The organism is Undibacterium sp. RTI2.2 (assembly GCF_035018705.1).
Taxonomy (GTDB): domain Bacteria; phylum Pseudomonadota; class Gammaproteobacteria; order Burkholderiales; family Burkholderiaceae_D; genus Undibacterium.
This window is the reverse complement of the sequence record NZ_JASJXN010000009.1, coordinates 63,177-89,679: the sequence shown is the minus strand read 5'-3', so window position 1 is coordinate 89,679 and position 26,503 is coordinate 63,177. Positions and strand designations below refer to the sequence as shown.

At 47.0% G+C, this 26,503-nt stretch carries 22 protein-coding genes and 1 riboswitch; of the genes, 11 read left to right on the top strand and 11 right to left on the bottom strand.

The window, feature by feature from the left end; all coding sequences use genetic code 11:
* Positions 1-308: 308 nt before the first annotated feature.
* The 8 genes from dusB to QN395_RS07060 all read left to right on the top strand — a co-directional run bounded on the left by dusB (position 309) and on the right by QN395_RS07060 (position 7,836).
* Positions 309-1,319, top strand: coding sequence for a tRNA dihydrouridine synthase DusB (gene dusB / locus QN395_RS07095; RefSeq protein ID WP_322120167.1), 1,011 nt, complete (start codon positions 309-311; stop codon positions 1,317-1,319).
* Positions 1,320-1,432: 113 nt separating this feature from the next.
* Complete coding sequence (locus QN395_RS07090; protein ID WP_322120168.1) at positions 1,433-1,666, top strand: helix-turn-helix domain-containing protein; 234 nt, start codon at positions 1,433-1,435, stop codon at positions 1,664-1,666.
* Positions 1,667-1,763: 97 nt separating this feature from the next.
* The gene (purH, locus tag QN395_RS07085) at positions 1,764-3,329 is read left to right on the top strand and encodes a bifunctional phosphoribosylaminoimidazolecarboxamide formyltransferase/IMP cyclohydrolase (protein WP_323492171.1); all 1,566 of its coding nucleotides are present in this window, start codon (positions 1,764-1,766) and stop codon (positions 3,327-3,329) included.
* An 87-nt stretch (positions 3,330-3,416) separates the two neighbouring features.
* Entirely contained in the window at positions 3,417-3,959 is a 543-nt protein-coding gene (gene ruvC / locus QN395_RS07080; RefSeq protein ID WP_323492185.1) for a crossover junction endodeoxyribonuclease RuvC, read from the top strand.
* 102 nt (positions 3,960-4,061) lie between these two features.
* The gene (gene ruvA / locus QN395_RS07075) at positions 4,062-4,643 is read left to right on the top strand and encodes a Holliday junction branch migration protein RuvA (RefSeq protein ID WP_322120170.1); all 582 of its coding nucleotides are present in this window, start codon (positions 4,062-4,064) and stop codon (positions 4,641-4,643) included.
* A gap of 6 nt (positions 4,644-4,649) precedes the next feature.
* Positions 4,650-5,723: a Holliday junction branch migration DNA helicase RuvB gene (gene ruvB / locus QN395_RS07070; protein WP_323492172.1), complete on the top strand. Its 1,074-nt coding sequence runs from the start codon at positions 4,650-4,652 to the stop codon at positions 5,721-5,723.
* A 600-nt stretch (positions 5,724-6,323) separates the two neighbouring features.
* The gene (locus QN395_RS07065; RefSeq protein WP_323492173.1) at positions 6,324-7,154 is read left to right on the top strand and encodes a 2-keto-4-pentenoate hydratase; all 831 of its coding nucleotides are present in this window, start codon (positions 6,324-6,326) and stop codon (positions 7,152-7,154) included.
* A 7-nt stretch (positions 7,155-7,161) separates the two neighbouring features.
* The gene (locus QN395_RS07060; RefSeq protein ID WP_323493099.1) at positions 7,162-7,836 is read left to right on the top strand and encodes a glutathione S-transferase; all 675 of its coding nucleotides are present in this window, start codon (positions 7,162-7,164) and stop codon (positions 7,834-7,836) included.
* 118 nt (positions 7,837-7,954) lie between these two features.
* Here QN395_RS07060 and QN395_RS07055 read toward each other — a convergent pair whose 3' ends face one another.
* Together QN395_RS07055 and QN395_RS07050 are read right to left on the bottom strand one after the other, a co-directional pair.
* Positions 7,955-8,992: a porin gene (locus QN395_RS07055; RefSeq protein ID WP_323492175.1), complete on the bottom strand. Its 1,038-nt coding sequence runs from the start codon at positions 8,990-8,992 to the stop codon at positions 7,955-7,957.
* Positions 8,993-9,373: 381 nt separating this feature from the next.
* Positions 9,374-10,429, bottom strand: a complete 1,056-nt coding sequence (locus tag QN395_RS07050; RefSeq protein ID WP_323492176.1) for a porin — start codon at positions 10,427-10,429, stop codon at positions 9,374-9,376.
* 330 nt (positions 10,430-10,759) lie between these two features.
* On the opposite strand from QN395_RS07050, the gene coq7 reads away from it, so the two are divergent.
* Positions 10,760-11,386 (top strand): 2-polyprenyl-3-methyl-6-methoxy-1,4-benzoquinone monooxygenase, encoded by a 627-nt coding sequence (gene coq7 / locus QN395_RS07045; RefSeq protein ID WP_323492177.1) that lies wholly within the window; start codon positions 10,760-10,762, stop codon positions 11,384-11,386.
* Positions 11,387-11,470: 84 nt separating this feature from the next.
* Here coq7 and QN395_RS07040 read toward each other — a convergent pair whose 3' ends face one another.
* From QN395_RS07040 to QN395_RS07000, 9 genes are all read right to left on the bottom strand, one after another.
* Complete coding sequence (locus tag QN395_RS07040; RefSeq protein ID WP_323492178.1) at positions 11,471-12,760, bottom strand: putative Na+/H+ antiporter; 1,290 nt, start codon at positions 12,758-12,760, stop codon at positions 11,471-11,473.
* Positions 12,761-12,814: 54 nt separating this feature from the next.
* The gene (locus QN395_RS07035; RefSeq protein ID WP_323492179.1) at positions 12,815-15,103 is read right to left on the bottom strand and encodes a UvrD-helicase domain-containing protein; all 2,289 of its coding nucleotides are present in this window, start codon (positions 15,101-15,103) and stop codon (positions 12,815-12,817) included.
* A gap of 337 nt (positions 15,104-15,440) precedes the next feature.
* Positions 15,441-16,067 carry a thiamine phosphate synthase gene (thiE, locus tag QN395_RS07030; protein WP_323492180.1) on the bottom strand — a complete coding sequence of 209 codons (627 nt, stop codon included), beginning with the start codon at positions 16,065-16,067 and terminating at the stop codon, positions 15,441-15,443.
* Between the two features lie 16 nt (positions 16,068-16,083).
* Positions 16,084-16,947 (bottom strand): bifunctional hydroxymethylpyrimidine kinase/phosphomethylpyrimidine kinase, encoded by an 864-nt coding sequence (locus tag QN395_RS07025; RefSeq protein WP_323492181.1) that lies wholly within the window; start codon positions 16,945-16,947, stop codon positions 16,084-16,086.
* Between the two features lie 16 nt (positions 16,948-16,963).
* Positions 16,964-17,755, bottom strand: a complete 792-nt coding sequence (locus tag QN395_RS07020; RefSeq protein ID WP_322120181.1) for a thiazole synthase — start codon at positions 17,753-17,755, stop codon at positions 16,964-16,966.
* A gap of 85 nt (positions 17,756-17,840) precedes the next feature.
* The gene (gene thiS, locus QN395_RS07015; RefSeq protein ID WP_322120182.1) at positions 17,841-18,044 is read right to left on the bottom strand and encodes a sulfur carrier protein ThiS; all 204 of its coding nucleotides are present in this window, start codon (positions 18,042-18,044) and stop codon (positions 17,841-17,843) included.
* Positions 18,045-18,053: 9 nt separating this feature from the next.
* The gene (gene thiC, locus QN395_RS07010; protein ID WP_322120183.1) at positions 18,054-19,967 is read right to left on the bottom strand and encodes a phosphomethylpyrimidine synthase ThiC; all 1,914 of its coding nucleotides are present in this window, start codon (positions 19,965-19,967) and stop codon (positions 18,054-18,056) included.
* Positions 19,968-20,057: 90 nt separating this feature from the next.
* Positions 20,058-20,161: riboswitch (TPP riboswitch) on the bottom strand.
* A gap of 145 nt (positions 20,162-20,306) precedes the next feature.
* On the bottom strand, positions 20,307-22,220 hold the full coding sequence (locus QN395_RS07005) for a diguanylate cyclase (RefSeq protein ID WP_323492182.1): 1,914 nt from the start codon (positions 22,218-22,220) through the stop codon (positions 20,307-20,309).
* A gap of 39 nt (positions 22,221-22,259) precedes the next feature.
* Positions 22,260-22,502 carry a hypothetical protein gene (locus QN395_RS07000; RefSeq protein ID WP_323492183.1) on the bottom strand — a complete coding sequence of 81 codons (243 nt, stop codon included), beginning with the start codon at positions 22,500-22,502 and terminating at the stop codon, positions 22,260-22,262.
* 496 nt (positions 22,503-22,998) lie between these two features.
* Here QN395_RS07000 and QN395_RS06995 point away from each other — a divergent pair, with 496 nt between their 5' ends.
* Together QN395_RS06995 and QN395_RS06990 are read left to right on the top strand one after the other, a co-directional pair.
* Positions 22,999-25,824: a valine--tRNA ligase gene (locus tag QN395_RS06995; RefSeq protein WP_322120185.1), complete on the top strand. Its 2,826-nt coding sequence runs from the start codon at positions 22,999-23,001 to the stop codon at positions 25,822-25,824.
* Between the two features lie 208 nt (positions 25,825-26,032).
* Positions 26,033-26,488 (top strand): DUF2147 domain-containing protein, encoded by a 456-nt coding sequence (locus QN395_RS06990; RefSeq protein ID WP_323492184.1) that lies wholly within the window; start codon positions 26,033-26,035, stop codon positions 26,486-26,488.
* Positions 26,489-26,503: the final 15 nt, after the last annotated feature.

The following is a 26,503-nucleotide window of genomic DNA, read 5'->3' as shown; positions in this document are numbered from 1 at the left end:
AGTTGAAAATTAGAATCAGATAAAAATTGATACGCCAAAGTAAGTCAAGGCTGCTATTTGTCAGCAACTATACACAAAGATAATTGCAAATTAGCATCTCTATAATTTTATGCCGTTTAAATAGAACGACGAAGACCCTTTTTATGAAGTATTCAGAAAACCAAACTATCATTAAGTCAACCTAGATAGATAAAAATATTCTGATTTTAGGTCAAGTATTTTGCTAATTATTTAGGCACATTTCAGGTAGAATACTTTTCCTTGCCGATCTGGCTTTTCGCTACTCTCTACCCCAATTTATCTCCATTATGCAAATCGGATCCCATCAGTTGCGGAATAATCTTTTTGTTGCGCCCATGGCTGGCGTGACGGACAGACCGTTTCGCCAGCTATGTAAAGAGTTGGGTGCTGGTTATGCGGTATCTGAAATGGCGGCGTCGAATCCAAAGTTGTGGGATACCGAGAAGTCTTCGCGCCGCACCAATCACGAAGGTGAGATGGAGCCAAAAGCCGTTCAGATCGCCGGAGCAGATCCGACTATGCTGGCGGAATGTGCCAAGCATAATGTGGACAGAGGTGCGCAGATTATTGATATCAATATGGGCTGCCCGGTCAAAAAAGTCTGTAACGCCTGGTGCGGTTCGGCGCTGCTACAAAATGAAAAACTGGTCGCAACGATTTTAGAAGCGGTTGTCAATGCGGTCGATGTGCCGGTCACGTTGAAGTTTCGTACTGGCTGGGACAGAGCCAACAAAAACGCCTTGAATATCGCACGCATTGCCGAATCCGCAGGGATCGCCATGCTGACGCTGCATGGGCGTACTCGTGCAGACGGCTATAAAGGCGATGCAGAATACGAGACTATCGCCGCCGTCAAAGCAGCAGTCAATATTCCGGTAGTTGCCAACGGCGATATCACGACACCAGAAAAAGCCAAGTATGTTCTACAAGTGACAGGTGCAGACGCGATCATGATAGGTCGCGCGGCACAAGGACGACCGTGGATATTCCGCGAGATCGAACACTTCCTGAAAACCGGCACTTATTTACCAGCCCCGATGGTGTCCGAAGTCAGCCGTTTGATGGATGCACATTTACGCGCTCACTATGCTTTCTACGGTGAATTCATGGGAGTACGAACGGCGCGCAAGCATATAGGTTGGTATGTACAAGATTTAGTTGGTGGCGAAGATTTTCGACAAGAGATGAATTTACTAACCTCATGCGAAGACCAGTTAGATGCAGTAAAAATGTTTTTTGATCGTCAGACCAGCGAGCGGTTACAATACCGCCCCTCCGAAGAAAAGTTGGCAGCGTAGTTCATTTTTTCTGTTTTCATCTTCGTCAAAAGCGAAAGAGAAACAGTAGGGATTTAAGAAAAAACGTATTCAACAAGAATAAGTCAAACAAGCACTGATAGAAAATTAAAAGCATGAGCAAAGATAGCATTCAAGAAGCCGTTCACAAAAATTTGGAAAAATACTTCCGTGATCTGGGAGAACAACCTGCCTCCAATATTTACGATATGGTCGTGTTGGCTGTAGAAAAACCAATGTTAGAAATGGTCATGACCCGAGCGGAAAGCAATCAATCACAAGCAGCAGATATGCTGGGCATCAACCGCAATACGTTACGTAAAAAGTTACAGCAACACGGCTTGCTGTAATAGCCAGCTAGCATCAAAGGCGTGGGCAGATCTCGCAACTCCTGATCTGTTTTTGCTACCGAATTCTTCCACTTCACAAGCTCCTTAGCTCCTTATCATGATCAAACAAGCTCTCATCTCCGTCTCCGACAAGACCGGCATTCTTGAGTTCGCACGTGCGCTGTCCGGCATGGGTGTCAAGTTATTGTCCACGGGTGGTACGGCAAAACTACTGGCCGACAACGGTTTGCCAGTGACCGAGGTTGCTGACTACACCGGTTTCCCTGAAATGCTGGATGGTCGTGTAAAGACTTTGCATCCGAAAGTCCATGGCGGAATTCTGGCGCGGCGTGATTTTCCTGAGCATGTAGCTGCATTAGAAAAGCATGGTATTCCGACCATCGATATGGTGGTCGTCAATCTGTACCCGTTCCAGCAAACCGTTGCTAAAGGCGAATGTTCTTTGGAAGACGCGATTGAGAATATCGATATCGGTGGTCCAACGATGTTGCGCTCGTCCGCCAAGAATCATAAAGATGTTGTGGTGATCGTTGACCCTAGCGACTATCAGGTCGTGCTGGATGAAATGACAGCAAATCAAAACGTCGTCAGCTACGATACTAAATTCACGTTAGCGAAAAAGGTATTTGCGCATACCGCGCAATACGATGGTGCGATCACCAATTATCTGACTAGTCTCGGCGAAGATAAAGTGCATGCGACTCGCAGCAGCTATCCACAAACGCTGAACCTGCATTTTGAAAAAGTACAGGAAATGCGTTACGGCGAAAACCCGCATCAGTCCGCTGCGTTCTACCGCGATCTGATTAGCCTGGATGGGTCACTGGCGAATTACACGCAATTGCAAGGTAAAGAACTGTCGTACAACAACATCGCTGATGCCGATGCTGCTTGGGAATGCGTCAAATCCTTCGCGGAATCCGCTTGCGTGATCGTCAAACATGCAAACCCGTGCGGCGTTGCCTTAGGTGCGACTCCATTTGAAGCCTATAGCAAAGCTCTGCAAACGGACCCGACTTCCGCGTTCGGCGGCATTATCGCCTTCAACCGTGAACTTGACGGCAAAGCTGCTGAGATCGTTGCAAAACAATTTGTTGAAGTGCTGATCGCACCGTCATTTACTGCCGAAGCCAAACAAATTTTTGCAGCAAAACAAAATGTGCGTTTGCTAGAAATTTCTTTGGGCAAGGGCATCAATACCTACGACCTTAAACGTGTTGGCGGCGGCCTGCTGGTACAGGCACCAGATTCTAAAAATGTAGGCGCTGAAGAATTACGGGTAGTCTCAAAACTGCAACCAACGCCACAACAAATGGCAGATATGATGTTTGCATGGCGCGTTGCCAAATTTGTGAAATCAAATGCGATCGTCTTCTGTGGCAATGGCATGACACTCGGCGTTGGTGCTGGCCAGATGAGCCGTATTGATTCTGCCCGCATAGCATCGATCAAAGCACAAAATGCTGGCTTGACGCTGACCGGTTCAGCAGTAGCATCCGACGCGTTTTTCCCGTTCCGCGATGGCCTTGATGTAGTGGTCGATGCGGGTGCCACCTGCGTGATTCATCCAGGCGGCTCTATGCGTGATCGGGAAGTCATTGATGCGGCGGACGAACGCGGTGTTGTCATGATTTACACTGGCATACGTCATTTCCGTCATTAATACGGCATTCATGCATCCCTTCAAAAATCATCCCTTGCACGTCGTCATTAGAAGGTTGTCATGCGATCGATTTTTGGAGGTGCCGCGATGAAAATTCTCGGCATCGACCCTGGCCTGCGCACTACCGGCTTTGGCGTCATCGATAAACAAGGTAACAAGTTAACTTACATCGCCTCCGGTACGATTAAAACGGCAGATGAATCCTTGCCAGAACGCCTCAAAACCATTTTGCTCGGCGTTTCTGAAATCATTAAAACCTACCAGCCCGATTGCGCAGCGGTAGAAAAAGTCTTCGTCAATGTCAATCCCCAGTCAACGCTGTTACTAGGACAAGCACGCGGAGCGGCGATCTGCGCTTTAGTGAGCGCTGACCTCACCGTAGCGGAATATACGGCGCTGCAAGTCAAGCAAGGCGTGGTCGGTCATGGCAAAGCAAAAAAAGAACAAGTACAAGATATGGTGCAACGGCTGTTGAGCTTATCCGGCATGCCTAGCACTGATGCGGCGGATGCATTGGGTGTTGCGATTTGTCATGCGCACAGCGGCGATACTTTAGCGATGCTCGGCAAACTTGCACCCGCTTTAGCAAAAAAAGGCTTACGAGTACGTGCAGGTCGCCTGATAGGATAGGTTATCATTACTGCTTATTTATACAGTAATGCGCGTTGTGATTATGCGCTGCAATTCTGTGCTGCAATTTTCCTCCAAGTTAAGCTAGCTAAAAGGGCTGCCATGATAGGTCGTATCGCAGGTATTCTGCTCGAAAAAAATCCCCCTCAGTTATTGGTTGACTGCCAGGGCGTCGGTTATGACGTTGACGTCCCAATGAGTACATTTTATAACTTGCCTGCGCTAGGCGAGAAAGTCGTCTTGCTGACGCACCTTGCCATTCGCGAAGATGCGCATGTTTTGTTTGGCTTTGGCAGCGCAGAAGAACGCAGCACGTTTCGGCAGTTAATCAAAATCAGTGGTGTTGGGGCACGCACTGCTCTATCCATTTTGTCTGGCATGTCAGTCAGTGATCTAGCGCAGGCGATTACTTTACAAGAAGCAAGCCGGCTAACTCGCGTCCCGGGCATAGGCAAAAAAACTGCCGAGCGTTTATTACTGGAACTCAAAGGTAAGTTGGGTGCAGATATTGGTGCCAGTGCTGGCGGCATTGCAATGCACGACCATCAGTCTGACATACTCAATGCCTTGTTAGCGCTAGGTTACTCCGACAAAGAAGCCTTGCTGGCGCTGAAGACTTTACCGGCTGGCACCGGCGTTTCTGACGGTATCAAGCTGGCCCTGAAATCTCTGTCGAAAAGCTAATCCATCATGAGCATCCAAACCGACAACTTCAGTAGCACGAACAACCTGAGCGACACCCGCATCATCGCGGCGACACCGGCATCACCGAATGAAGAAGCGATCGAGCGAGCGCTTCGTCCCAAACAATTAGATGAGTATGTAGGACAAGAAAAAATCCGCGGTCAGCTAGAGATCTTTATCACCGCTGCCAGACAGCGAAAAGAAGCACTCGATCACACGCTGCTATTCGGTCCACCAGGCTTAGGCAAAACCACACTGGCACACATTATTGCGCGTGAAATGGGTGTCAATTTACGTCAAACCTCGGGCCCAGTGTTAGAGCGCGCAGGAGATTTAGCCGCTCTATTAACCAATCTGGAAGCAAATGACGTCTTGTTTATCGACGAGATTCATCGTTTGTCGCCTGTGGTGGAAGAAATTTTATACCCGGCGCTGGAAGACTATCAGATCGACATCATGATCGGTGAAGGCCCCGCAGCACGCTCGGTTAAACTGGATCTGCAGCCATTCACCTTAGTTGGTGCAACCACCCGTGCGGGCATGTTGACCAACCCCTTGCGCGACCGTTTTGGCATCGTGGCACGCCTAGAATTTTATACTGCAGAAGAATTAACCCGCATCGTGACACGCTCGGCATCTTTGCTTAACTCCCCTATCAATCCCGATGGCGCGTATGAAATCGCTAAACGTGCGCGTGGCACACCGCGTATCGCCAATCGTCTGCTGCGCAGAGTCAGAGATTATGCCGAAGTAAAAGGTAATGGCGACATCACCAAAAATATCGCCGACGCGGCACTCAAAATGCTGGACGTTGATAGCGTCGGATTTGATGTAATGGACAGAAAATTACTGGAAGCCATTTTATTTAAATTTGGCGGCGGCCCGGTCGGCCTGGACAATGTGGCGGCAGCAATCGGCGAGGAGCGCGATACGATCGAGGACGTGTTAGAACCTTATCTAATACAGCAAGGTTATTTGCAGCGCACCCCTCGCGGACGCATCGCAACGCCATCAGCCTATGAGCACTTTGGGGTTGCAGTACCTAGAACCAATCCTAATGGTGAGCTTTGGGGAAGTTAGATACGACTAAGACTTTAGCTAGCTCAGCCGAGCAAAAGCTTGATAGCTGGCGTGTCGCAAAAAAGTTATTCCAGTAAATGAAGTATTTGACTCCCTTAAAAATAATGAGCTGGACTCGTCATGCCAGCGCGTACGAATCAAGCAAATTCGTGCTTAAATTAATATACTCCCCATAATTTTCATAAAAATAAGCCTAATGAGCAGGATATACTTGAACGATTAAATATACACCCAGCGAGTATATATTTATTGATCGAACTCATTACTAACGTGAAGCCTGATGACAAGGATAAATTTAACTACAAATTCTTACCCCTTAAGCATCTAATCTGCATACTCAGGGCAATGTAGACATTAAACCAAATTTTCGTGATAAAACTAATCGAGTGATTTGGAGCAAGCCCTGAGGTAGCTTTTTTAGCTTCGGTAATTTTTTGCAAAAGATACCCCCCTCTATATTGCCCATTGGCAAAAGTGGTACGCACTGAACCGCAGTAAGCTAGGCATTCCTCAGTTTTTTTGCCTCACATGTAGCTTGCAGCTTGCGAATTCAGTGCTCGTCACCCACAATAACAAATCTCTAAAAAAACTGGCGCTGTCATGCTGATGTCCTCCCAAGCCGATCGCTATGCTCAACAATTTCTGGATGCGCGTGCTCACGCCAGAACTCTCGCTCCTATCTCATCAAATTCCGCAATTAGTATTGCGGACGCCTACGATATTGCTAAGAGCTTAGATAATATTCGTACTGCTGAAGGCGAAGTTCCCGTTGGCAGAAAACTGGCGTTCACTAACAGAACATTGTGGCCAAAGTACGGACAAAAAGAATCCATTCATGCGCCGATCTGGACAACGTTGTTTGACAGTACAGTACGGTATCTTGATGACGTCCACACATCGCAAGACCTCAAAGGTGCGCTGCAACCGCGGGTAGAACCAGAAATGGTTTTTAAGCTGGGTCGCACGCCTGCTGCGGATGCGACAATAGATGAACTGGCCGATTGCCTGGAATGGATGGCGCATGGCTTGGAAATTGTAGTTAGTCCCTATCCTGATTGGAAATTTGAAGCAGCTGACGCTATCGCTGCATTCGGTTTGCACGGCACTTTGCTAATCGGTGAACCGCGTGTGCTGTCGAGTGCGACGCGTCACCATTTAGGCCCAGTACTGGCCAATGCGAGCGTCTCTCTGTCTTGTGATGGCTCTTTGCGGAGCGCAGGCTTCGGTAGCAACGTTCTGGATAGTCCGCTTCATGCGATCTGGCATTTGCATCAGTTACTCAAAACACAAGCCCAATTCTCACCGCTCACCGCAGGAGAAATTATAACGACTGGCAGCTGGACTGATGCTTATCCGGTATTGCCAGGAGAAACCTGGTTCACTGCGTTTTCTGGCATACCGCTGCCTGGCTTATCAGTCTCTTTTGTTTAAAGTAAATATGATCATTGTTCATCACTTAAATAACTCCCGGTCACAACGCATTCTCTGGTTATTAGAAGAGTTAGATTTGGAGTACCAGATCAAGCGATATGAACGCGATCCTCAAACAATGTTAGCACCAGCATCCTTGTTGGCTATACATCCGCTGGGTAAGTCACCAGTGATTACCGACGATGATTTGACGATTGCAGAATCCGGCGCGATTGTTGAATACTTGATCAATCGCTATTCCAACGCACGACTGGTTCCTGATCGCGACTCCAAAGATTATTTGCGCTATATTTACTGGTTACATTTTGCTGAAGGCTCAGCTATGTCGCCCCTCTTAATGAAATTGGTGTTTGATAAGATAGAACAAAGTCCGATGCCATTTTTTGTGAAGCCGATCGCCCGTGGCATAGCGCAAAAAGTAAAAACCAGTTTCATACAACCACAAATCACTCGCCATCTGAATTATCTGGAAACAGAGATCTCTGGCACTGGCTGGTTCGCAGGTAGCGAATTTAGTGCTGCAGATATACAAATGAGCTTCGTACTAGAAGCATCAGCTGCACGCGGAGGCTTAAATAGTACAAGTCATCCCAAATTAATGGTTTGGCTGCAGCGCATACATGCAATGCCATCATATAAACGAGCCCTAGAAAAAGGCAGTGCTTACAAATTACTGGGCTAAGCATCTCCAGTACTTTACGCAACTTAAAAACCTCTACGAAGATTTGTTCAACATTAAAAAAAGCACCCGAAGGTGCTTTTTTTTGTACCTAACTAAGCAGACCTAAGTCTGCAAAATCTTAAAACAGATGACGAACGCCTACATTGACCAAACGCTCTGTTGCACCATTGGCATAAGCTAAACCACCGATGTTAGAGTTTTTGTCATTTGAAATGCGGGAAATCGATGTGTAAACGTTAGTACGTTTAGACAAAGAATATGTGTAACCCAGACCCAGTTGACCTCCAGTTTGATCAGAGGACACCAAATTGTTTGTTACACGAGTGTATGAGCCTACAATTGCTGCAACATCGCTGACAGGAACTGTACCACCCAAACTCCACAACTTGTAATCAACCAAATTGTTATCGGATGTAACTTTGCCGTAGGACAAAGCTGCTTTTACAATACTGAAATCGTAAGTAGCGCCAACAAATGTGTGTTTAATTGCTACCGCATTAGCATCGTTATCACTATGATAAGCGATGACAGCACTTAATGGACCTGCAGCATAGCCACCAGACAGACCAATGCCGCGGAGCTTAGAAGAATCACCAGCTTGCTCACCAAACGTGTAGGCTACCGATCCTGTGAAACCACTGATGTTGTTTGTCGAATAGTTAATAGTATTGTTTGAGCGTGGGTTTGTAGCAAAAAATAGATTTCCCAAGCCGGTAGCGCTAGTACTTTGACCAGCAGTACCACCAATGATACCTGTGCTGAATGGATCAATAGAATCAACTGCGTCAAACATTGGCTTATTTTGACGCCCTAATTTGACCGTACCAAAATCACCAGCTAAACCTACCCAAGCTGCACGACCAAACGCTAATCCGCCTTGAGCGGATGAACCGGTGTCGGCATTAACGCCCATTTCAAGTTTGAAAATAGCTTTTAGACCACCGCCTAAGTCTTCACTGCCTTTGAAACCAAGACGGGAACCAGATTGAACACCACTATCTACGGAAGTGATGGATCCTTGACCTTTTGAAGTTGCACCGTTACTTTCGTTTTGCAAAGCCATGTCCAGTACACCATAAATTGTGACATTAGATTGAGCTTGTGCTGAGCCTGCAACTGCTGCCAAAACGGCCAGAGCTAATATTGATTTTTTCATTGATATTTCTCCAAGGATTTTAATATTAATCAAACAACATCAAGCTAATTTGTATTATTAAATTAATTATTTAAATAATGCAAACTAGCTAATACTTCAAAAATTTTATTGCTGCTACAAAGAAGTTAACGTATTTGACCAAAATTAAAGGCGGACAGCAAAGCCAAATCAGCTTTTATAAGGGTGTAAAACAGCAAATGTCGTTAATAAACAACGGAAAGTTACTATAAAGACATTATTTTACGACAATTAATATATAAAAAGAAACTATTTTCATCAAAACAAATATTCTTAAAATAAAAAGAAGCTTCGCGTCAGACGAAACTTCTTTTTTCAGTATTTAAGCTAGGTTAAATCAACATCAGTGACGTTAAATTTAAATTAGAACAGATGATTTATGCCAATTGACACACCATTTTGTGTGCCAGTATTGATACTTCCGCTGCTTAAAGTCAACGGCAACGCGGTCAAAGCATTTGTCAACTTTCTATTATCAGCCTCTACATAGAAATTAGTTCTCTTCGACAACGAGTAAGTAGCTGCTATAACCAAATTCTTACGATCACTGTCAATTCGCGCCACAGTAGCTTTAGTTACATAGTAAGCGCCTGTCAATTCAATCTGCGGAGATATTACGTAGCTTACGCCTCCCCAGTAGGATTTCTGTTCGGAATCCACTGTTGATAAAGTTTCTTGCGTTTCTTTAACGTAACCAAAAGAAACACGAACTTTGTCTTCTTTAAAGGCACCGCCTACTGTGTAGTATTTATTTCGGAAACCATTATTATCTCCGGACATGAAAGTACCACCGAAATTAAACGGCCCAGTTGCGTAAGTCGCTGCGACAGATTTAACTGAATTTTTTCCTATATCTCCTGCTTGCTCACCCAAAGAATATTCAGCGCTCAGCTTTACATCACTCAAAATCGCAGTGTATTGAATATCGTTATTAAAACGAGTTGCAGCGGCAGGATAAAATAAAGCTACTCCTGCGACTGGGGATGTAACAGAAGGAAATTTAAAATTAAATGGCTCGTACGTACCAATAGTTTTAAACGCTAAAGAATATTGGCGACCCAGATCTATATTGCCAAAACTACCAGTTACACCAACAAAAGCAGAACGATTAAACATCGCTGCCGAATCTAAAGTTCCTGTACCCGTATTAAAACCGGATTCCAACACAAAATGTGCGTTCATTCCGCCGCCCAAATCTTCAACTCCTTTGAATCCTAAGCGATTAGAATTTGAGATGCCATTGCCGGTCGCGCCAGGACTAGTTCCGCCCATGACCAACTTACTGTCGCCTGCTGCGTTCACGTTGGTGACGTTACGAATACCTGCATCAATAGAGCCATAAATAGTTACGGATGATTGCGCTGAGGCAGTAGCTGCAAATGCGCTAAGAACTGCAAATGCGATGAGCGTTTTTTTCATTTAATGTGTCTCCAAAATTTTTAGTTTTATAAAGTGTACTGATCTCTATCAGGTAAATTTTAGGTTGCCTTAGTCTTACTTTGACTTTGACACCTTTCGTCTCAGAATCTACACATATTGAAACAAATTAAGTCAAATTGGGCAAAGAGAATTTGCGAACGATCGTATTTAAGCAAATTTAATGTGGCGTCTTCACAACAACGAAGTTTTTTTAACATATCAAAGGCTCAACTTTTAGCATGTGTACGGGCATGCATGTGTACAGCGCAATATACGGTGACGTTTTACAATACGCATTAACATACCCATTAAACAAAAAAGGCTAAGCATATGTTTGATATCGACAAATTCGTCATTGGTTTTGATCGTGCTCTCCGTGTCATTAGTGGTCAGGCGCATGCCTCACGCGAGCAACCCGGCCATGATTTAGAGGAAACAGTATTAAGCGAACAAGAACGTAAGCACAGCGCAGGACTAATGCGAGTCAATCATGTGGGCGAGGTATGCGCGCAGGCTTTATATGATGCGCAAGGACGAGTTACACAGTCTAAAGATATCAAACAGGCATTTAATCATTCAGCTAAGGATGAAGAAGATCATCTGGCTTGGACTGCGCAGAGGCTGGTTGACTTAAACTCACACACCAGTTTTTTAAATCCGGTTTGGTACGCCGGTGCCTATGCATGCGGCACGATTGCTGCCCATTGTGGCGACGCCATTAGCTTGGGTTTTGTAGTGGAGACAGAGAAGCAGGTCGAAGCACATTTGGCAAGTCATCTGGACAAACTTCCATCGGGTGATAAAAAATCAAAAGTCATCGTAGAACAAATGCGTCTGGACGAAATTGCCCATGGTGCGGCGGCCAACGCGCTTGGGGCTTCTGCACTGCCGCTACCGTTCCAGTTCTTAATGAAGGGTATGTCTAAAGTCATGACAACGACTGCATACTATCTGTGATGATTCGTGACTGCTTGTGATGTTTAAATATCGGCGACGTTACTCATAAAATGAACAAAACGTTGCCTCAATATTCTAAAAAAATCACAACATCAAAAAACAACTAGCAGCCACCGCGGTTGGTATCAGAGCAGAGATAATCAAGCCCAGCGGACTAATTGCCTGCTCATCAAAACACTCCTTCAAAATAGCAAACCCTGCTGGATTAGGTGCATTCGCAATCACCGTCAGACCACCACCCGTCACCGCACCGGCAACCAGCGCGTACTTGGCGCCGTCAGATAACCCAGAGACGAGCGACCCTAAATAAGTCAGCGCGGCATTATCGGTGATCGCCGTCAAACCCATAGAGCCGAAAAATAAAACCGTGGAATCCATCCCAGCTAGTATCGGTTGTAACCACCATTGCTGCTTTCCGCCCAATACAACCAACCCGGCCAAAAAGAATGCTACCAGCAAGCCTTCACGTAACATCAGCTTGTCTTGATAGCGCTGATAGGCCTCGGTAAAGCCTAAGAAAAATAAAAACAATCCCATAAAGACCGCAGGATAATGCGCAAACAGAACTGTTGTACCTAGAAATAAGTAATGAACTAATACAACAGCAAATGGCACGGGTGTATCAGTGTCTTGATCACCGGCATCGTTAGCTACATTAGCAACCAACGCAAGCTTAATCGCCATTAACTGCTTGCGAAAAACTGCGGTAACGATCAACGCATTAATCAATACTGCAATCGCCGCCTTCCAGCCAAATACGCTAGACATAAAACTGATATCCCAACCCCATTTTTCTGCAACCATCAACACCGGTGGTGCAGCGAACGGAGTCAGCACACCGCCGATAGAAATATTTACGAATAAAACACCCAGCGTCGCATACTTTAATTTTTGAGAAATATCTCTCGTATAAAAGCGGTCACGCAACATCAAGGCAGCCAAGGTCATGGCAGCAGGCTCTGTAATTAAAGAGCCCAGCAAAGGCACCAGACTCAGGCACAAAAAATAAGCGCCAACTGCAGGGCTTACCGGCAATATTGCCGCGACACGACTCACTAAGTTTTGCACGGATTGCAAAATAGGTTTTGTCCCTGCAATGGTCAGTATCACGAAGACAAATAGCGGCTCAGTAAAATTTTGGCTTTCTAAATAACTGATGGCTGCTTTCTGATGATTCAGTACAGCAATACAGCCAACCAATACTAACGCCCAAAAACCAAAGACAACTTCTACTTCACCCAGCAAATGCCATAAACCCGCATGATTTTTACTAGTATGTGCCAGATGTAAAAAATGCTTGGTAGAGAATGTATGTAACACCGCCAATCCAAAAATCGCCGCACCTGCATAGTTAATTAATTGCGTGTTATCCATATTAAATTAAGCTTCTTTTTAAATGTAATCGGGTTGATAGAGCACAGTCGTTTTTTACACTTTATCCAATTTCGCAATACTCAAGTCCAGCAACTTCATGCCTTGCCGTCCAAAATTAATATGCGCCCTAGCATTGCTGCCGCCACCTTCGATATTCACAATCACACCCTCACCAAACTTGGCATGCATCACCGTCTCGCCAATGCGCCAGCCCAGCTTGCTGCCTGTTTGATTAAAATTCTGTGCAATCGTATTTGCACCTGCTGAGGGTTCTTCATCCCAGGCCGATTTTTTATTCCCGAACCAGCTTGGCTGGATTTTTGGCGACAACCATTTGATCGATTCTTCTGGCATCTCATCAAAAAACCGTGAGCGCATGTTGTAGCGTGTCTGTCCATGCAGCATACGGGTCTGCGAGAAACTAACATATAGCCGCTTGCGTGCCCGCGTGATCGCCACATACATCAGACGCCGTTCTTCTTCTACGCCAGAATCTTCCTTCGCACTATTCTCATGCGGGAACAAACCTTCTTCCAGACCGGTGATGAAGACAGCATCAAATTCCAACCCTTTAGCAGAATGCACCGTCATCAATTGCAAGGCATCTTGTCCCACCTGCGCCTGATTGTCGCCCGCTTCTAAAGATGCGTGTGATAAAAATGCTGACAACGGCGACATCACTGCGGGCAGGGCAGCGTCTGCGTCAATAATCTCTACCCCATCGGCAATCGTCACCAGGCCGACTGCTGCTTGTGACGCCGGCCCTAACAAAGCCGGGGCATCTGAACCAAAACCTTCTTCGGAAATAAACAGCGTCGCCGCATTGATTAATTGCTCCAAGTTTTCGATCCGGTCAGCACCTTCTTTTTCATTCTGATAATGCGTGATCAGGCTACTTAAATCGAGAACAACTTTGACCATTTCTGGCAAAGATAAACGTTGGGTCTCAAACCGGGCGCCTTCAATTAATTTGACAAAATTACCCAGCGACGTTCCTGCTTTGCCAGCGACATAAGGTACCGCCGCATAAAGCGAAATACCATATTGTTTGGCTGAGTCTTGCAGTTGCTCTAAGGAGCGAGCGCCAATCCCGCGCGCCGGGAAATTAACGACACGCAAAAACGCAGAATCATTGTGCGGGTTGTCCATCAACTGCAAATAGGCAATCGCATGCTTAATCTCAGCGCGCTCAAAATAGCGTTGGCCGCCATACACTTTGTACGGCAAACTTGCTGTGAATAAAGCGTGTTCTATCACCCGAGATTGCGCATTAGAGCGATACAGAATCGCGATTTCACTACGCATTGAGCCTTCACGAATGAGATTTTTTGCCTCCTCAATAATCCATTGAGCCTCCTGAATATCGCTGCTGGCTTCATAAATGCGCACAGGTTCGCCATGGCCTGCATCAGTACGCAAATTTTTGCCAAGACGTTTGCTGTTATTAGCGATCAGGGTATTTGCGGTATCTAGAATATGGCCATGCGAGCGATAATTTTGCTCCAGCTTAATAATATTTTCGACTTTAAATTCTTGCTCAAACGAGGACATATTGCCGACGTTGGCACCGCGGAAAGCGTAAATACTCTGATCATCATCGCCGACCGCGAATACTGCGCCGCTATGTTGATTGCCTTGGCCCGACATCAGCATTAGCCATTTATATTGCAGGTCATTGGTATCCTGAAACTCATCGACCAAGATATGTTTAAAGCGAGCTTGATAATGCTCACGCAAAGGCTGATTGCGGCTAAGTAGCTCATAAGTACGCAATAATAATTCTGCAAAATCGACGACACCCTCACGCTGGCATTGCGCATCATAGAGCTCATATAACGCCACCATTTTGCGGTTGAAATCATCATAAGCATCCACCGCTGCGGCCCGCAAACCCTGATCTTTTGCGCTATTAATAAAGTACATCAAGGTACGCGGCGGGAACTTCTCATCGTCAACGTTGTTCGCTTTCAGCAAACGCTTGATAAACGAGAGCTGGTCCGATGAATCCAGAATCTGAAACGTCTGCGGCAAGCTGGCATCACGATGATGGGCGCGCAGCAAGCGATTGCATAAGCCGTGGAAAGTACCTATCCACAAGCCGCGCGTATTGATCGGCAACATCGCCGACAAGCGCAACAACATTTCTTTGGAGGCTTTATTGGTGAACGTGACTGCCAGAATCCCTTGCGGTGATACTTGTCCGGTTTGGATTAACCAGGCAATCCGGGTAGTGAGGACGCGGGTTTTACCAGAGCCTGCGCCCGCTAAAATCAGAGCAGATTGCGAAGGTAAAGTGACAGCAGCGAGCTGTTCTGGATTCAGATTATGGAGAAGATTTTGCATCCCATGATTATACGGGAGTAACACGCTGGAGAACTTCTAAAAACCCTCCCTGCTAAAGAGCATTAAATGCCTCCATCACGTTCCATTGTTGCGTACCATAGCCGTGCCAGCGTATTGCTATGTCGACGTATTGTTGCGTCCAAGTAATCAATCCTGCTTAGCGCTGTATCTCGATTAAATGGCTTTTGAAGCTCGCCCTGATAATCACCTAAAAGAACACCGACATATTAATCAAGATCGACAAATTATATATACTCCCCATTATTTTTATGAAAATAAGCTTATTGTCCAATTATTATATGGGCACTTTGAAAATACCCACCAGGAGTATATTTATTCAAAATAGAGCGGCGAATGCCTTTGCAGAGGCTTTGGGATCATCGGCCAGGTAAATGCTGCTGATCGCGGCGACCATGTTGGCCCCCGCCTGTACCAGCGGTCTGGCATTGTCCACCGTCATTCCTCCGATCACGACGTTGGGCAAAGTAATCTGAGTGTTAGCTTCGGAGATGATGCTCGAGGGCGTAGTCACCGGATATTGTTTCACTCGCGACGGATAAAAGCCGCCAAACGCCACGTAGCTTGCGCCTGCTTGTTGTGCCGCATGTGCCCGTTGTATATCGCCATAACAAGACGCACCCACGATTTTATCCGAGCCAACCTGCGCGCGTGCCTCTGCCACGCTGGCATCTGTGCCGCCAACATGAATCCCGTCAGCATCCAACGCAAGGCACAACTCAATATGATCGTTAATGATGAAGGGAATGGCATACCGCTGACATAGACTTTGCAGCGCGCACGCTTGCTGCATACGTAACTTAATATCCGCAAATTTGTGCCGGTATTGCAGCAACCTGGCCCCACCTTGTATGGCTTGCTCGCTGACGGCAAGCAGCCGGTCAGTATCATCCCAATCGGGCGTTACCAGATATAAACCTGCGAACTGACTCGGAAGAATTGGCATTTTTTTCTTTCTGTTTTTAGATGCGACAAGGAATCAATTGCCCCGGTGCGATCGCGTAAGCTTGTGCCAAACTGTCTTGCGTGTAGCGCTGCGCGTTCTCTAAAGCTTCGCCCATCGATGCGCCTGCTGCAAGTTGCCCTGCAATCGCGGACGCCAATGTGCAACCACTTCCGTGATAACTGGCAGGCAATCGATCCCATTGCCATTGCTGATGATGCCCGTTAGCAAACCAATGGTTATTAACTAGCCGCCCCGAACCATGACCGCCTTTGATGAATACATCGCGGCAGGCAAATTGCAACAACTGGCGCGCTTGCTGAACTATGTCACCACTTGTCGGGCACAAACGCTGTACTTCTGGCATGTTCGGCGTGATCAGAGTTGCGACTTCTAAGAGCGGTTGGATGACCTGGTCCGGCGCATCGTCTAGCAATAAAACGTCGCCATGGCCGCTAGATAGTACAGGATCTAATATCACTGGGATGTCCGGCGTACCAGGCTGACTTTGCACAATTTCGGCCACTAGCTCTGCAATACATTCTGCGTTGGCACGGTGCCCGACTACACCAATTTTGATCGCAGCAATCTTGCATTTTTGTAGCAAAACGCGAACTTGATGACGAATGATATCGGGCTCTATTACATGCACCGCAAATACACGATCGTTGTCTTGCACTGTTAACGCCGTAATAATCGTCAGAGCATGGGCACCCTGCGCTGCAATCGCTTCGCTATCAGCCTGTATTCCTGCACCGCCACTTGGGTCGTGTCCGGCAAATACCAGTACGCAGGGTCGCTGTCTTGTTTTAAAACTCGCAGCCGCATTTATAGGTTGATTTGTAGGTTGATTTGTAGGTTGATTTGTAGGTTGATCCAACATTGATCTCGTCATCCGCTCACGCAACCCGACCGGCCATCGGCGAGGATGCTGATGCCACAAATTTTTTAGGAATGCGTCCCGCCAAAAACGCTTCACGTCCCGCCTCTACTGCCAAGCCCATCGCACGCGCCATCCGAACCGGGTCATGCGCACCGGCAATCGCCGTATTCATCAAAACACCATCACAACCCAACTCCATGGCAATAGCCGCATCTGAGGCGGTACCAACGCCAGCATCAACCAATACCGGCACAGTGGCTTGCTGAATAATCAGCGACAAATTCCAGGGATTGAGTATCCCCATACCCGATCCAATTAACGATGCTAAGGGCATGATGGCGACGCAACCGATGTCTTCTAACATCTTTGCCTGAATCGGATCATCGCTGCAATACACCATCACATCAAAGCCGCCTTTGACCAAGATTTGGGCCGCTTTCAAGGTTTCTGGCATATTAGGAAAAAGGGTCTTTTCATCTCCCAACACCTCCAGTTTGCACAGCTTATGACCGCCCAATAATTCACGCCCTAATTGCAAGGTATACACCGCATCTTCCGCGCTGTAACAACCGGCAGAATTTGGCAAGATTGTGTATTTATTTGGCGGTACAACGTCCAACAAGCTAGGCGCATTAGGATCTTGTCCGATATTCACGCGACGGATCGCCACCGTAATGATTTCAGCGCCGCTGGCTTCTGTCGCCAATCGCGTTTGCTCTAAATCTTTGTACTTGCCACTACCAACCAGCAAACGTGAGCGGTAAGTTTTACCAGCAACGATCAGACTGGGATTGTGTTCTTGTTGCATAAAAATTCCTCTCCATGAATTTCATATAATTTTTTTGGAGTGCCCGTACGCACTAACCCAAACGAAAAAAAATGAAGTGTCCATATCACCCGCCGCCGATGGCACGCACCACATCAACTTGGTCTTGCGCTTGCAAGTAGTAACTCGACCAATGCGAACGAGCGACAATCTGGCGATTCACGGCAACCGCAATCGCCTGCCCGGACAGGTTCAGCGTCTCGATCAATCCAGCCAGCGTTTGCGCCCGATCGAATTGATAGGGTTCGCCATTCAATACGATAGGAGTCATAGCCAGGACTTATTGTTTTCTGTAGATTTCTGCACCAGATTTGACGAACTCAATCGCTTTTACTTCCATCCCCTGCTTCAATGCAGCGATCTCGGTAATGCCTTGTTTGGCCGCGTAATCCCGGACTTCTTGCGTGATCTTCATCGAGCAAAAATGGGGGCCGCACATCGAACAGAAATGCGCAACTTTGGCAGAATCTTTAGGCAGAGTTTCATCATGAAATTCCCGCGCCTTGTCCGGATCGAGTCCGATATTGAATTGATCATCCCAACGAAATTCAAAGCGAGCTTTAGACAAAGCATTGTCGCGGATTTGCGCACCCGGATGTCCCTTCGCCAGATCGGCTGCATGAGCGGCAATTTTGTAAGTAATGATGCCGTCTTTGACGTCGACTTTATTCGGCAAACCCAAGTGTTCTTTTGGCGTGACATAGCACAACATCGCCGTACCATACCAGCCAATTTGTGCGGCACCGATACCAGAAGTGATGTGGTCGTAACCCGGTGCAATGTCGGTCGTGAGTGGTCCCAGCGTATAAAAAGGCGCTTCGTGACATTGCTCTAACTGCAAATCCATATTCTCTTTGATGAGATGCATAGGCACATGACCAGGGCCTTCGATCATGACTTGCACATCATGCTTCCAAGCGATAGTGGTCAGCTCACCCAGAGTTTTTAACTCGCCTAATTGCGCTTCATCATTGGCATCATAAATCGAGCCAGGACGCAGGCCGTCACCCAAACTGAATGACACGTCATAGGCTTTCATGATCTCGCAGATGTCTTCAAAATGCTCATACAAGAAGCTCTCTTTATGATGCGCCAGACACCATTTCGCCATAATCGATCCGCCGCGAGAAACGATACCGGTCATCCGTTTTGCCGTCATCGGTACGTATTGCAAACGCACTCCAGCATGAATAGTAAAGTAATCCACGCCCTGCTCCGCCTGCTCGATCAATGTGTCGCGAAAAATCTCCCAAGTCAGATCTTCTGCTTTGCCGTTGACCTTCTCCAATGCCTGATAAATCGGGACAGTACCAATAGGTACGGGCGAATTACGGATGATCCATTCTCGTGTCTCATGGATGTGTTTTCCAGTAGACAAATCCATCACGTTGTCGCCGCCCCAGCGAATTGCCAATGTCATTTTTTCGACTTCTTCACCAATACTGGAAGTCACTGCAGAGTTGCCGATATTGGCATTAATTTTGACTAAAAAATTACGCCCGATAATCATCGGCTCAACCTCTGGATGATTGATGTTGGCGGGGATAATGGCGCGACCACGGGCAATTTCGGAACGTACAAATTCTGGTGTAATCAGATCCGGAATTGACGCACCGAAAGATTGTCCCGGATGCTGGCGACCCATGACCTCAGCCAGTTTGTTACCCATAGGGCCAGAGGCTTTTAGATTGACGAGATATTCCTGACGTTGTAGATTCTCACGGATGGCAATGTACTCCATCTCGGGCGTGATGATGCCCTGTCTTGCGTAGTGCATCTGAGTGACATTTTTTCCGGCTAAAGCACGGCGTGGTTTACGCTTCAGATTAAAACGTAGCTCAGCCAGCTTAGGATCGTTGAGTCTTTCGATCCCATAATCGGAGGATGGGCCGGACAACTCTTCTGTGTCATTGCGCTCTGCAATCCATGCACCACGTACCGAGGCAAGGCCGGATCGAATGTCGATTTTGACCTCTGGGTCAGAGTAAGGTCCTGAGGTGTCATAGACATAAATTGGTGGATTTTTTTCGGAACCAAACATCGCTGGCGTATCGGACTGACTGATCTGGCGCATAGGCACACGAATATCAGGACGGCTACCTTGAATGTAAATTTTGCGGGAATTTGGTAGCGGCTGGATTGCCGCTTGATCGACTACTGCGGTAGCGGATAGAAATTGTGGCTTGGCGTTCATTTTTGCTCCCATTAACGTGCACATTGTTGGTGGCAGCGTGGGAGGCTTGAGGTGCGCACGGTGAAGATGATGAGGGTTTGAGTAGCCCCGTGCGGCACTAATTTGCTTCCCTTCGCTGGCATTATCCAGATCAGGTTCAAGGGTATTTCTCACCCGTCAGCGTGTTCTTGCTGGCAGGACCCCTAGCATTTCTCTTATTCAGTTTCGTGTGTTCAGTTACTTTTATTCTGGTACTAGTTGCGATGCTTGTTTAATACATTGTTGTATCTTGTAGCTTCGAAATCATCTCAAAAACTAGCCGCATTATAACGACTTTCTGTTAACAGATCGTTTGATTTTTTAATTCGTATTGATTTCTTTGCGCTTTACCGGCCCGATGACTTCGATTAATTCCACCATATTAGCGCTGATCGCCGCGGACAAGTCGTGATCCAGAATCGGCATTGCTTGTTCGTGCGGCACCAGCAAACGTGCCAGTCCATATGCGCGGTTGCGCCCGTGCGCTTTGCCCAGATATAAAGCCATATCCGCCATTTGCATGGCTTTTTCCCAACTACAAATTTCTTCGGGAATATCTGAAAAAGGTAAGGAAATAAATCCCGCTGTGACAGTAACCAAGATCGCATTTTCACCGACCTGAACCGAATTTTCGCCAATAGCAGACAACACGCGCTCGACTAATTTTTTCAATTGAGCAGGGTTGGATTTAGGCGAATAAATCAAAAACTCTTCACCGCCCCAACGCAACACCATATCTGAATCTCGTACTGTTTTTCTCAAACGATGGGCGACTTCCATTAATATACTGTCACCAACCGCGTGACCCCAGGTGTCATTAATTTGCTTGAAATGGTCGATATCTAATAACAGCAAGCAATCTGGATTGTCGCTATCATTTTCACGTCGTTCCCTGTCACTACTGATCTCCCGATTTTTCATGATCTCTAAAAAAGATCGCCGGTTATAGAGTCCGGTTAAAGGATCGCGCACGGCATGGAACTCTAATTGCAAATTCGCTTCGACTAATTTTGCATTCGTTTTTCTGACGCGGCGGTACAACAAGAAAATAAATATTCCAGCCATAACTGTCAACATGGCACCGAGCAAGGTGATGACTTGTTGCAGCCGACGATTTTTTATATCGGCGTCCTTTAACTGGTTATCACGACCTAATAACTCGATCTGCTTTTGTCGCTTGTCCGCGTTGAACGTCTCTTGTAAAGTGGCGACGGCTTTGGCGCTCTCAGCTTTGAATAGATCATCGCTCAGTGTCTCCTTCTTGTGCATGGTTGCGACGGCTTCTTTGTACATGCCCGCGTGCTCATACATGAGACCAAGCTCACCTAAAATACCCTCGACGTTCGTTTTAGAATCGATGCTTTCAAAGTAGGCGATCACGCTATTTATTTTTTCTGCACCCTGAGTAATCTTACCTTGCCCGCCGAGCGCAAATCCCCAGTTGACATTGGCTAGTTGCTTTAAATATTCATCGTGAATCGCATCCGCTTTTTCATAGGCGATCTTGGTAGTACGCTCAGCCTCAACAAAATTATGCATGATCAGATATTGATCAGCGATATTACCAAGTGCGCTAATTTCCAACGCCGGGATGCCCGCCTCACGCGCGATGTTGAGTGTTTTTTGAAAAGAAATCAGCGCATCTTTGTTGCGGTCTAACTGCGCATAGGCAACGCCCTGCACCATAGTCAGTGAGGCTAAACTTTTCAGATCCGTGGTTGCCGAGAAAATCGCTAGCGCTTCATCGATCGTCGTGAGCGCCTTCTCTGGATTTTTCATAGTCGTGTATAGCCGGCTGATTAAATCAAGCTGATACAACTTGGCATGCGCTTGCCGGCGTGGTTGTAGATCGGTGAGTTTGAGCGCGTCTAAGTAATAAGAAAGCGCCAATTCAAATCGGCCAGTCGATGCGTAGACCGCACCAAAAGCGCTGCTGATGCGCATTTTCAGTTCTGGGTCAGGCGACGCCTTAATCGCATCTTGCACCTCAGTAAGATTGGCAATACTTTGTTCAGGATGGCCATCGTCAATCTCGTCAAACGCCTGGTTAACTTTGGCAAAATTGATCGAGCGCTGATCACCTTCTTTGACAGCTAACGCCATTAGAGTCGCATTCACCTTTTTTGCAGAACTCGCCTTGCCAGCATCGTATAACAATCCTGTCATCAACTTGAGCGCTTTTAATTTGACTTGATAACTGGCATCGGCCGAGAGTTTTTCTTGAAAGCTTTGCAACTGCTTTAATGCATTGGCATTGTCGGTATCACCAAGAATCTAAATCTGATCAATCTGCGCCAAATCTGCAGCCTCATCAGCGCGTGCGGGCGACGCTGTCAGGCCAAGAGCCAATAACAGAACAACGGCGCGGGAACAACGCAGTATCAGTTTATTGTCAAACATACGCTCATACAGAAATACTTCTTCGTTATAAGGAACTTCTAAAAATGAGGATATAGCTTTGCTTGCGGACGGCAACTGGCTCTGACGAACCAATGTGATTTTTAAAACCAATGACATGCTAGCATTTTAATTGACGCTTTCTTCGGCATTCTGAGCGAATACCCATGCTGCGATGCAAGCAGACCACAAAGCATGATTGCGGACGGATCTGACTACGGCCGCAGGCTTGATCCAGTTAAGATATTAATATACTCAGGAGATGTATATTTAGACTGTCCATATAAAATATGGACAAATCGCTATTTTTTATAAAAATAATGGGGAGTATATGGAAATTAAGCTAAATTAAGCTGATATCAATATAAAAAATCTCGCTACGCTGGTACTGCTATGGCATTCCATCAGTGCATCCCGCACTTTATTAATCCTGATCTAAAGCTAACTGGTAGCCAGCGATTGTCTGCTTCAATCCAAGCGCATTTAGCGGGCAAAAAAAGAATATTCAAAATCGGGCCGATTTTATGCAGCATATCTTATGCAGCATATTTTAGATTTGATACGGCTGTCCCTTATAATCAAGGATTGAGCAAACCAACCAAACCTAGATCACATCATGGAATTAGCCAAGTCATTTGAGCCCGCCGATATCGAAGCATTTTGGCGCACAGAGTGGGAAAAGCGCGGATATTTCGCCGCCAGTACCGACGCCAGCAAACCGTCTTTCAGCATCCAGCTACCGCCGCCCAACGTCACCGGCACATTGCATATGGGGCATGCTTTCAACCAAACGATCATGGACGGTCTGACCCGCTATTATCGTATGCGTGGTCACAACACCGCCTGGATACCGGGCACGGACCACGCCGGCATTGCGACCCAAATCGTGGTAGAACGCCAGCTCGATGCACAAAAAATTTCACGTCATGATTTAGGTCGTGAAAAATTTTTAGAAAAAGTCTGGGAGTGGAAAGAAAAATCCGGCTCTACCATCACCGGCCAGATGCGCCGCATGGGTGCGTCAGCAGACTGGCAACGCGAATACTTCACGATGGACGCACCGCGCTCCAAAGTCGTCACTGAAGTATTTGTCAAACTGGTAGAACAGGGTTTGATCTATCGTGGTAAGCGTCTGGTCAACTGGGATCCAGTGTTGGGTACTGCTGTGTCTGATCTGGAAGTGGTATCGGAAGAAGAAGACGGCTTTATGTGGCATATCCGCTATCCGTTCGCGGATGGCAGTGGTCATTTGACGGTTGCAACGACGCGTCCAGAAACTTTGCTGGGCGACGTTGCAGTCGCGGTTGACCCTACCGATGAGCGATATATCCATTTGGTCGGCAAGATGTTAAAACTGCCGCTGACGGATAGAGAAATTCCCGTTATCGCCGACGACTATGTTGATAAAGAGTTTGGCACAGGCTGCGTCAAGATCACGCCTGCGCATGACTTTAACGATTACGCAGTCGGTCAGCGTCATAAGCTGGAATTGATCAGCGTCCTTACACTGGACGCAAAAATTAATGAGAACGGATCAGCGCCTTATCAAGGCATGGATCGATTTGTCGCGCGCAAACAAATCGTCGCCGACCTCGACGCGCAAGGCTTATTAGAATCCGTTAAGCCGCACAAACTGATGGTGCCGCGTGGCGATCGTACCAATGTCGTGATCGAGCCTATGCTAACCGACCAGTGGTTTATGGCGATGAGCAAAGCCGCACCAGAAGGCACGCATTTCCCAGGCAAATCCATCGCCGAAGTCGCGCTAGAAAAAGTCGCGAATGGCGAAATCAAATTTGTACCGGAAAACTGGAGCACGACTTACAACCAATGGCTGAACAACATCCAGGACTGGTGTATCTCACGCCAACTATGGTGGGGTCATCAAATCCCTGCGTGGTACGGTGACAATGGCGAAATCTTCGTGGCACGTAATGACGAAGAAGCCAAAGCCAAAGCAGATGCGGCTGGTTACAGCGGCGCGTTAAAGCGTGATGACGACGTATTGGACACCTGGTTCTCTTCAGCGCTGGTGCCGTTTTCTACCATGGGCTGGCCGGAAGAAACTAAAGACATAGAAATGTTCTTGCCATCCTCGGTGCTGGTGACTGGCTTTGACATTATCTTTTTCTGGGTCGCACGCATGGTCATGATGACGGCGCACTTTACTGGAAAGGTACCATTCCACACGGTCTATGTACATGGTCTGGTGCGAGATTCTAGCGGTCAGAAGATGTCCAAATCCAAGGGCAATACGCTCGATCCGATTGATCTGATCGATGGCATCAGCGTGGATGATCTGGTCGCTAAACGCACGATTGGCTTGATGAATCCTAAGCAGGCAACCGCGATTGAAAAAGCCACGCGCAAAGAATTTGCCGATGGTGTTCCGGCGTATGGCACAGACGCCCTGCGCTTTACGATGGCGAGCTATGCATCACTTGGTCGCAATATTAATTTCGACCTCGGTCGCTGCGAAGGCTATCGTAATTTTTGCAATAAATTGTGGAACGCAACCCGCTTTGTGCTGATGAATACCGAAGGTCATGATTGCGGTTTTGCCGCCACGGTGACGGACGCAGATCTGGATTATTCGCCAGCGGATAAATGGATCATCTCCACTTTGCAACACGCCGAGGCCGAAATAGAAAAAGGCTTTACGGACTATCGCTTCGACAATATTGCCTCGGCCATTTATAAGTTTGTATGGGACGAATATTGCGACTGGTATCTGGAAGTCGCCAAGGTGCAAGTACAGCAAGGCACACCGGCACAGCAACGTGCAACCCGTCGCACTTTATTGCGCGTGCTGGAAGTGATACTGCGGCTGGCGCATCCGGTGATCCCGTTTGTGACAGAAGCCTTATGGCAAACCGTCGCGCCACTGGCGGGCAAGACCTTAGATCCAGCTGGAGATTCCATCATGCGCCAGCCTTATCCTTTGGTGAACACCGCCAACATCGATACCGTTGCCGAAGAATGGATGACCGCGCTGAAGTTATTGACCGATGCCTGTCGCAATCTACGTGGTGAAATGCAATTATCTCCGGCGCTACGCGTGCCGCTGTTGTTGCAAGCAAACGATGCGAAAGAGAAAGCACGTCTGGAATCGTTCGCACCGTATCTGCAAGCGCTGGCAAAGTTGTCCGAGGTACTGGTGGTAGATGCATTGCCGGATTCTCCAGCGCCAACATCGGTCGTCGGCACCTCTAAACTGATGCTTAAAGTAGAAATCGATGTGGCAGCAGAGCGCGAACGCTTAAGCAAAGAAATCGCCAAACTCGATGCAGAAATCAGCAAGGCGCAAGCCAAGCTGGGTAACGAAAGTTTTGTCGCACGTGCCCCAGCACAAGTGGTTGAGCAAGAGAAAGAAAGAATGGCCAACTTCTCAGCCACACTAGATAAATTGCGCGAGCAGTTTGCCAAGTTGCCGGCAGCCTAAACACTAGGCGATTGTGGTGTTTTCTCTTTATTAAAGTAGATGCTCTAAAAATTAAGTACGTGGCGAAATCAACGCCACGTACAATTTCTGTCAGCAATCTAATAACAAGTTTAGGGCTAAAGCAAAATTATCCCGACTAGGCGCTGTAACGCAACTAAGGCAGTTTTGAGTCAGTCCTAACGCTAAAAACTTTAATAACGGAGACACCATGCAAACAAAAAAATTCCTCACCCTGTCCTTGTCTATCTTGATAGCCTCCATTAGTTCATTCGCGCTTGCACAAGAATCGACGCCAGTGGGTCTGTGGAAAAGTATTGATGATCAATCAGGGAAACCCAAAGCACTGATACGCATCGTCGAGAGTGGCGGCGAACTGCAAGGCAAAATAGAAAAACTTTTTCTGGAACCCAGTGCCGACGCCAATCCAAAATGCGACAAGTGTGAGGGCGTCAATAAAGATCAAGCTGTGATCGGCATGACGATTTTGTCGGGTCTGAAAAAAGACGGCGATGACTACACCGGCGGCCGTATCTTAGACCCCGCCAACGGTAAGTTGTACCGCAGCAAATTAACCGTGACAGATAACAACAAGAAACTCAATGTGCGCGGCTATATCGGCACACCTTGGTTTGGACGTTCACAGGTTTGGTTGCGGGAACAATAATTATGTAGCACTGCA

What these genes read in the sequence shown, in the direction of transcription:
- QN395_RS07065 (WP_323492173.1), top strand. Translation starts at nt 6,324, where the DNA reads ATGCTGATGTCCTCCCAAGCCGATCGCTATGCTCAACAATTTCTGGAT.
- thiE (WP_323492180.1), bottom strand. Translation starts at nt 16,067, where the DNA reads ATGCCAATTCTTCCGAGTCAGTTCGCAGGTTTATATCTGGTAACGCCC.
- QN395_RS07055 (WP_323492175.1), bottom strand. Translation starts at nt 8,992, where the DNA reads ATGAAAAAATCAATATTAGCTCTGGCCGTTTTGGCAGCAGTTGCAGGC.
- QN395_RS07020 (WP_322120181.1), bottom strand. Translation starts at nt 17,755, where the DNA reads ATGCAACAAGAACACAATCCCAGTCTGATCGTTGCTGGTAAAACTTAC.
- QN395_RS07040 (WP_323492178.1), bottom strand. Translation starts at nt 12,760, where the DNA reads ATGGATAACACGCAATTAATTAACTATGCAGGTGCGGCGATTTTTGGA.
- QN395_RS06990 (WP_323492184.1), top strand. Translation starts at nt 26,033, where the DNA reads ATGCAAACAAAAAAATTCCTCACCCTGTCCTTGTCTATCTTGATAGCC.
- QN395_RS07090 (WP_322120168.1), top strand. Translation starts at nt 1,433, where the DNA reads ATGAGCAAAGATAGCATTCAAGAAGCCGTTCACAAAAATTTGGAAAAA.
- coq7 (WP_323492177.1), top strand. Translation starts at nt 10,760, where the DNA reads ATGTTTGATATCGACAAATTCGTCATTGGTTTTGATCGTGCTCTCCGT.
- QN395_RS07000 (WP_323492183.1), bottom strand. Translation starts at nt 22,502, where the DNA reads ATGTCATTGGTTTTAAAAATCACATTGGTTCGTCAGAGCCAGTTGCCG.
- QN395_RS07025 (WP_323492181.1), bottom strand. Translation starts at nt 16,947, where the DNA reads ATGTTGGATCAACCTACAAATCAACCTACAAATCAACCTACAAATCAA.
- thiS (WP_322120182.1), bottom strand. Translation starts at nt 18,044, where the DNA reads ATGACTCCTATCGTATTGAATGGCGAACCCTATCAATTCGATCGGGCG.
- dusB (WP_322120167.1), top strand. Translation starts at nt 309, where the DNA reads ATGCAAATCGGATCCCATCAGTTGCGGAATAATCTTTTTGTTGCGCCC.
- thiC (WP_322120183.1), bottom strand. Translation starts at nt 19,967, where the DNA reads ATGAACGCCAAGCCACAATTTCTATCCGCTACCGCAGTAGTCGATCAA.
- QN395_RS07035 (WP_323492179.1), bottom strand. Translation starts at nt 15,103, where the DNA reads ATGCAAAATCTTCTCCATAATCTGAATCCAGAACAGCTCGCTGCTGTC.
- ruvC (WP_323492185.1), top strand. Translation starts at nt 3,417, where the DNA reads ATGAAAATTCTCGGCATCGACCCTGGCCTGCGCACTACCGGCTTTGGC.
- purH (WP_323492171.1), top strand. Translation starts at nt 1,764, where the DNA reads ATGATCAAACAAGCTCTCATCTCCGTCTCCGACAAGACCGGCATTCTT.
- QN395_RS07050 (WP_323492176.1), bottom strand. Translation starts at nt 10,429, where the DNA reads ATGAAAAAAACGCTCATCGCATTTGCAGTTCTTAGCGCATTTGCAGCT.
- ruvB (WP_323492172.1), top strand. Translation starts at nt 4,650, where the DNA reads ATGAGCATCCAAACCGACAACTTCAGTAGCACGAACAACCTGAGCGAC.
- QN395_RS07060 (WP_323493099.1), top strand. Translation starts at nt 7,162, where the DNA reads ATGATCATTGTTCATCACTTAAATAACTCCCGGTCACAACGCATTCTC.
- QN395_RS06995 (WP_322120185.1), top strand. Translation starts at nt 22,999, where the DNA reads ATGGAATTAGCCAAGTCATTTGAGCCCGCCGATATCGAAGCATTTTGG.
- ruvA (WP_322120170.1), top strand. Translation starts at nt 4,062, where the DNA reads ATGATAGGTCGTATCGCAGGTATTCTGCTCGAAAAAAATCCCCCTCAG.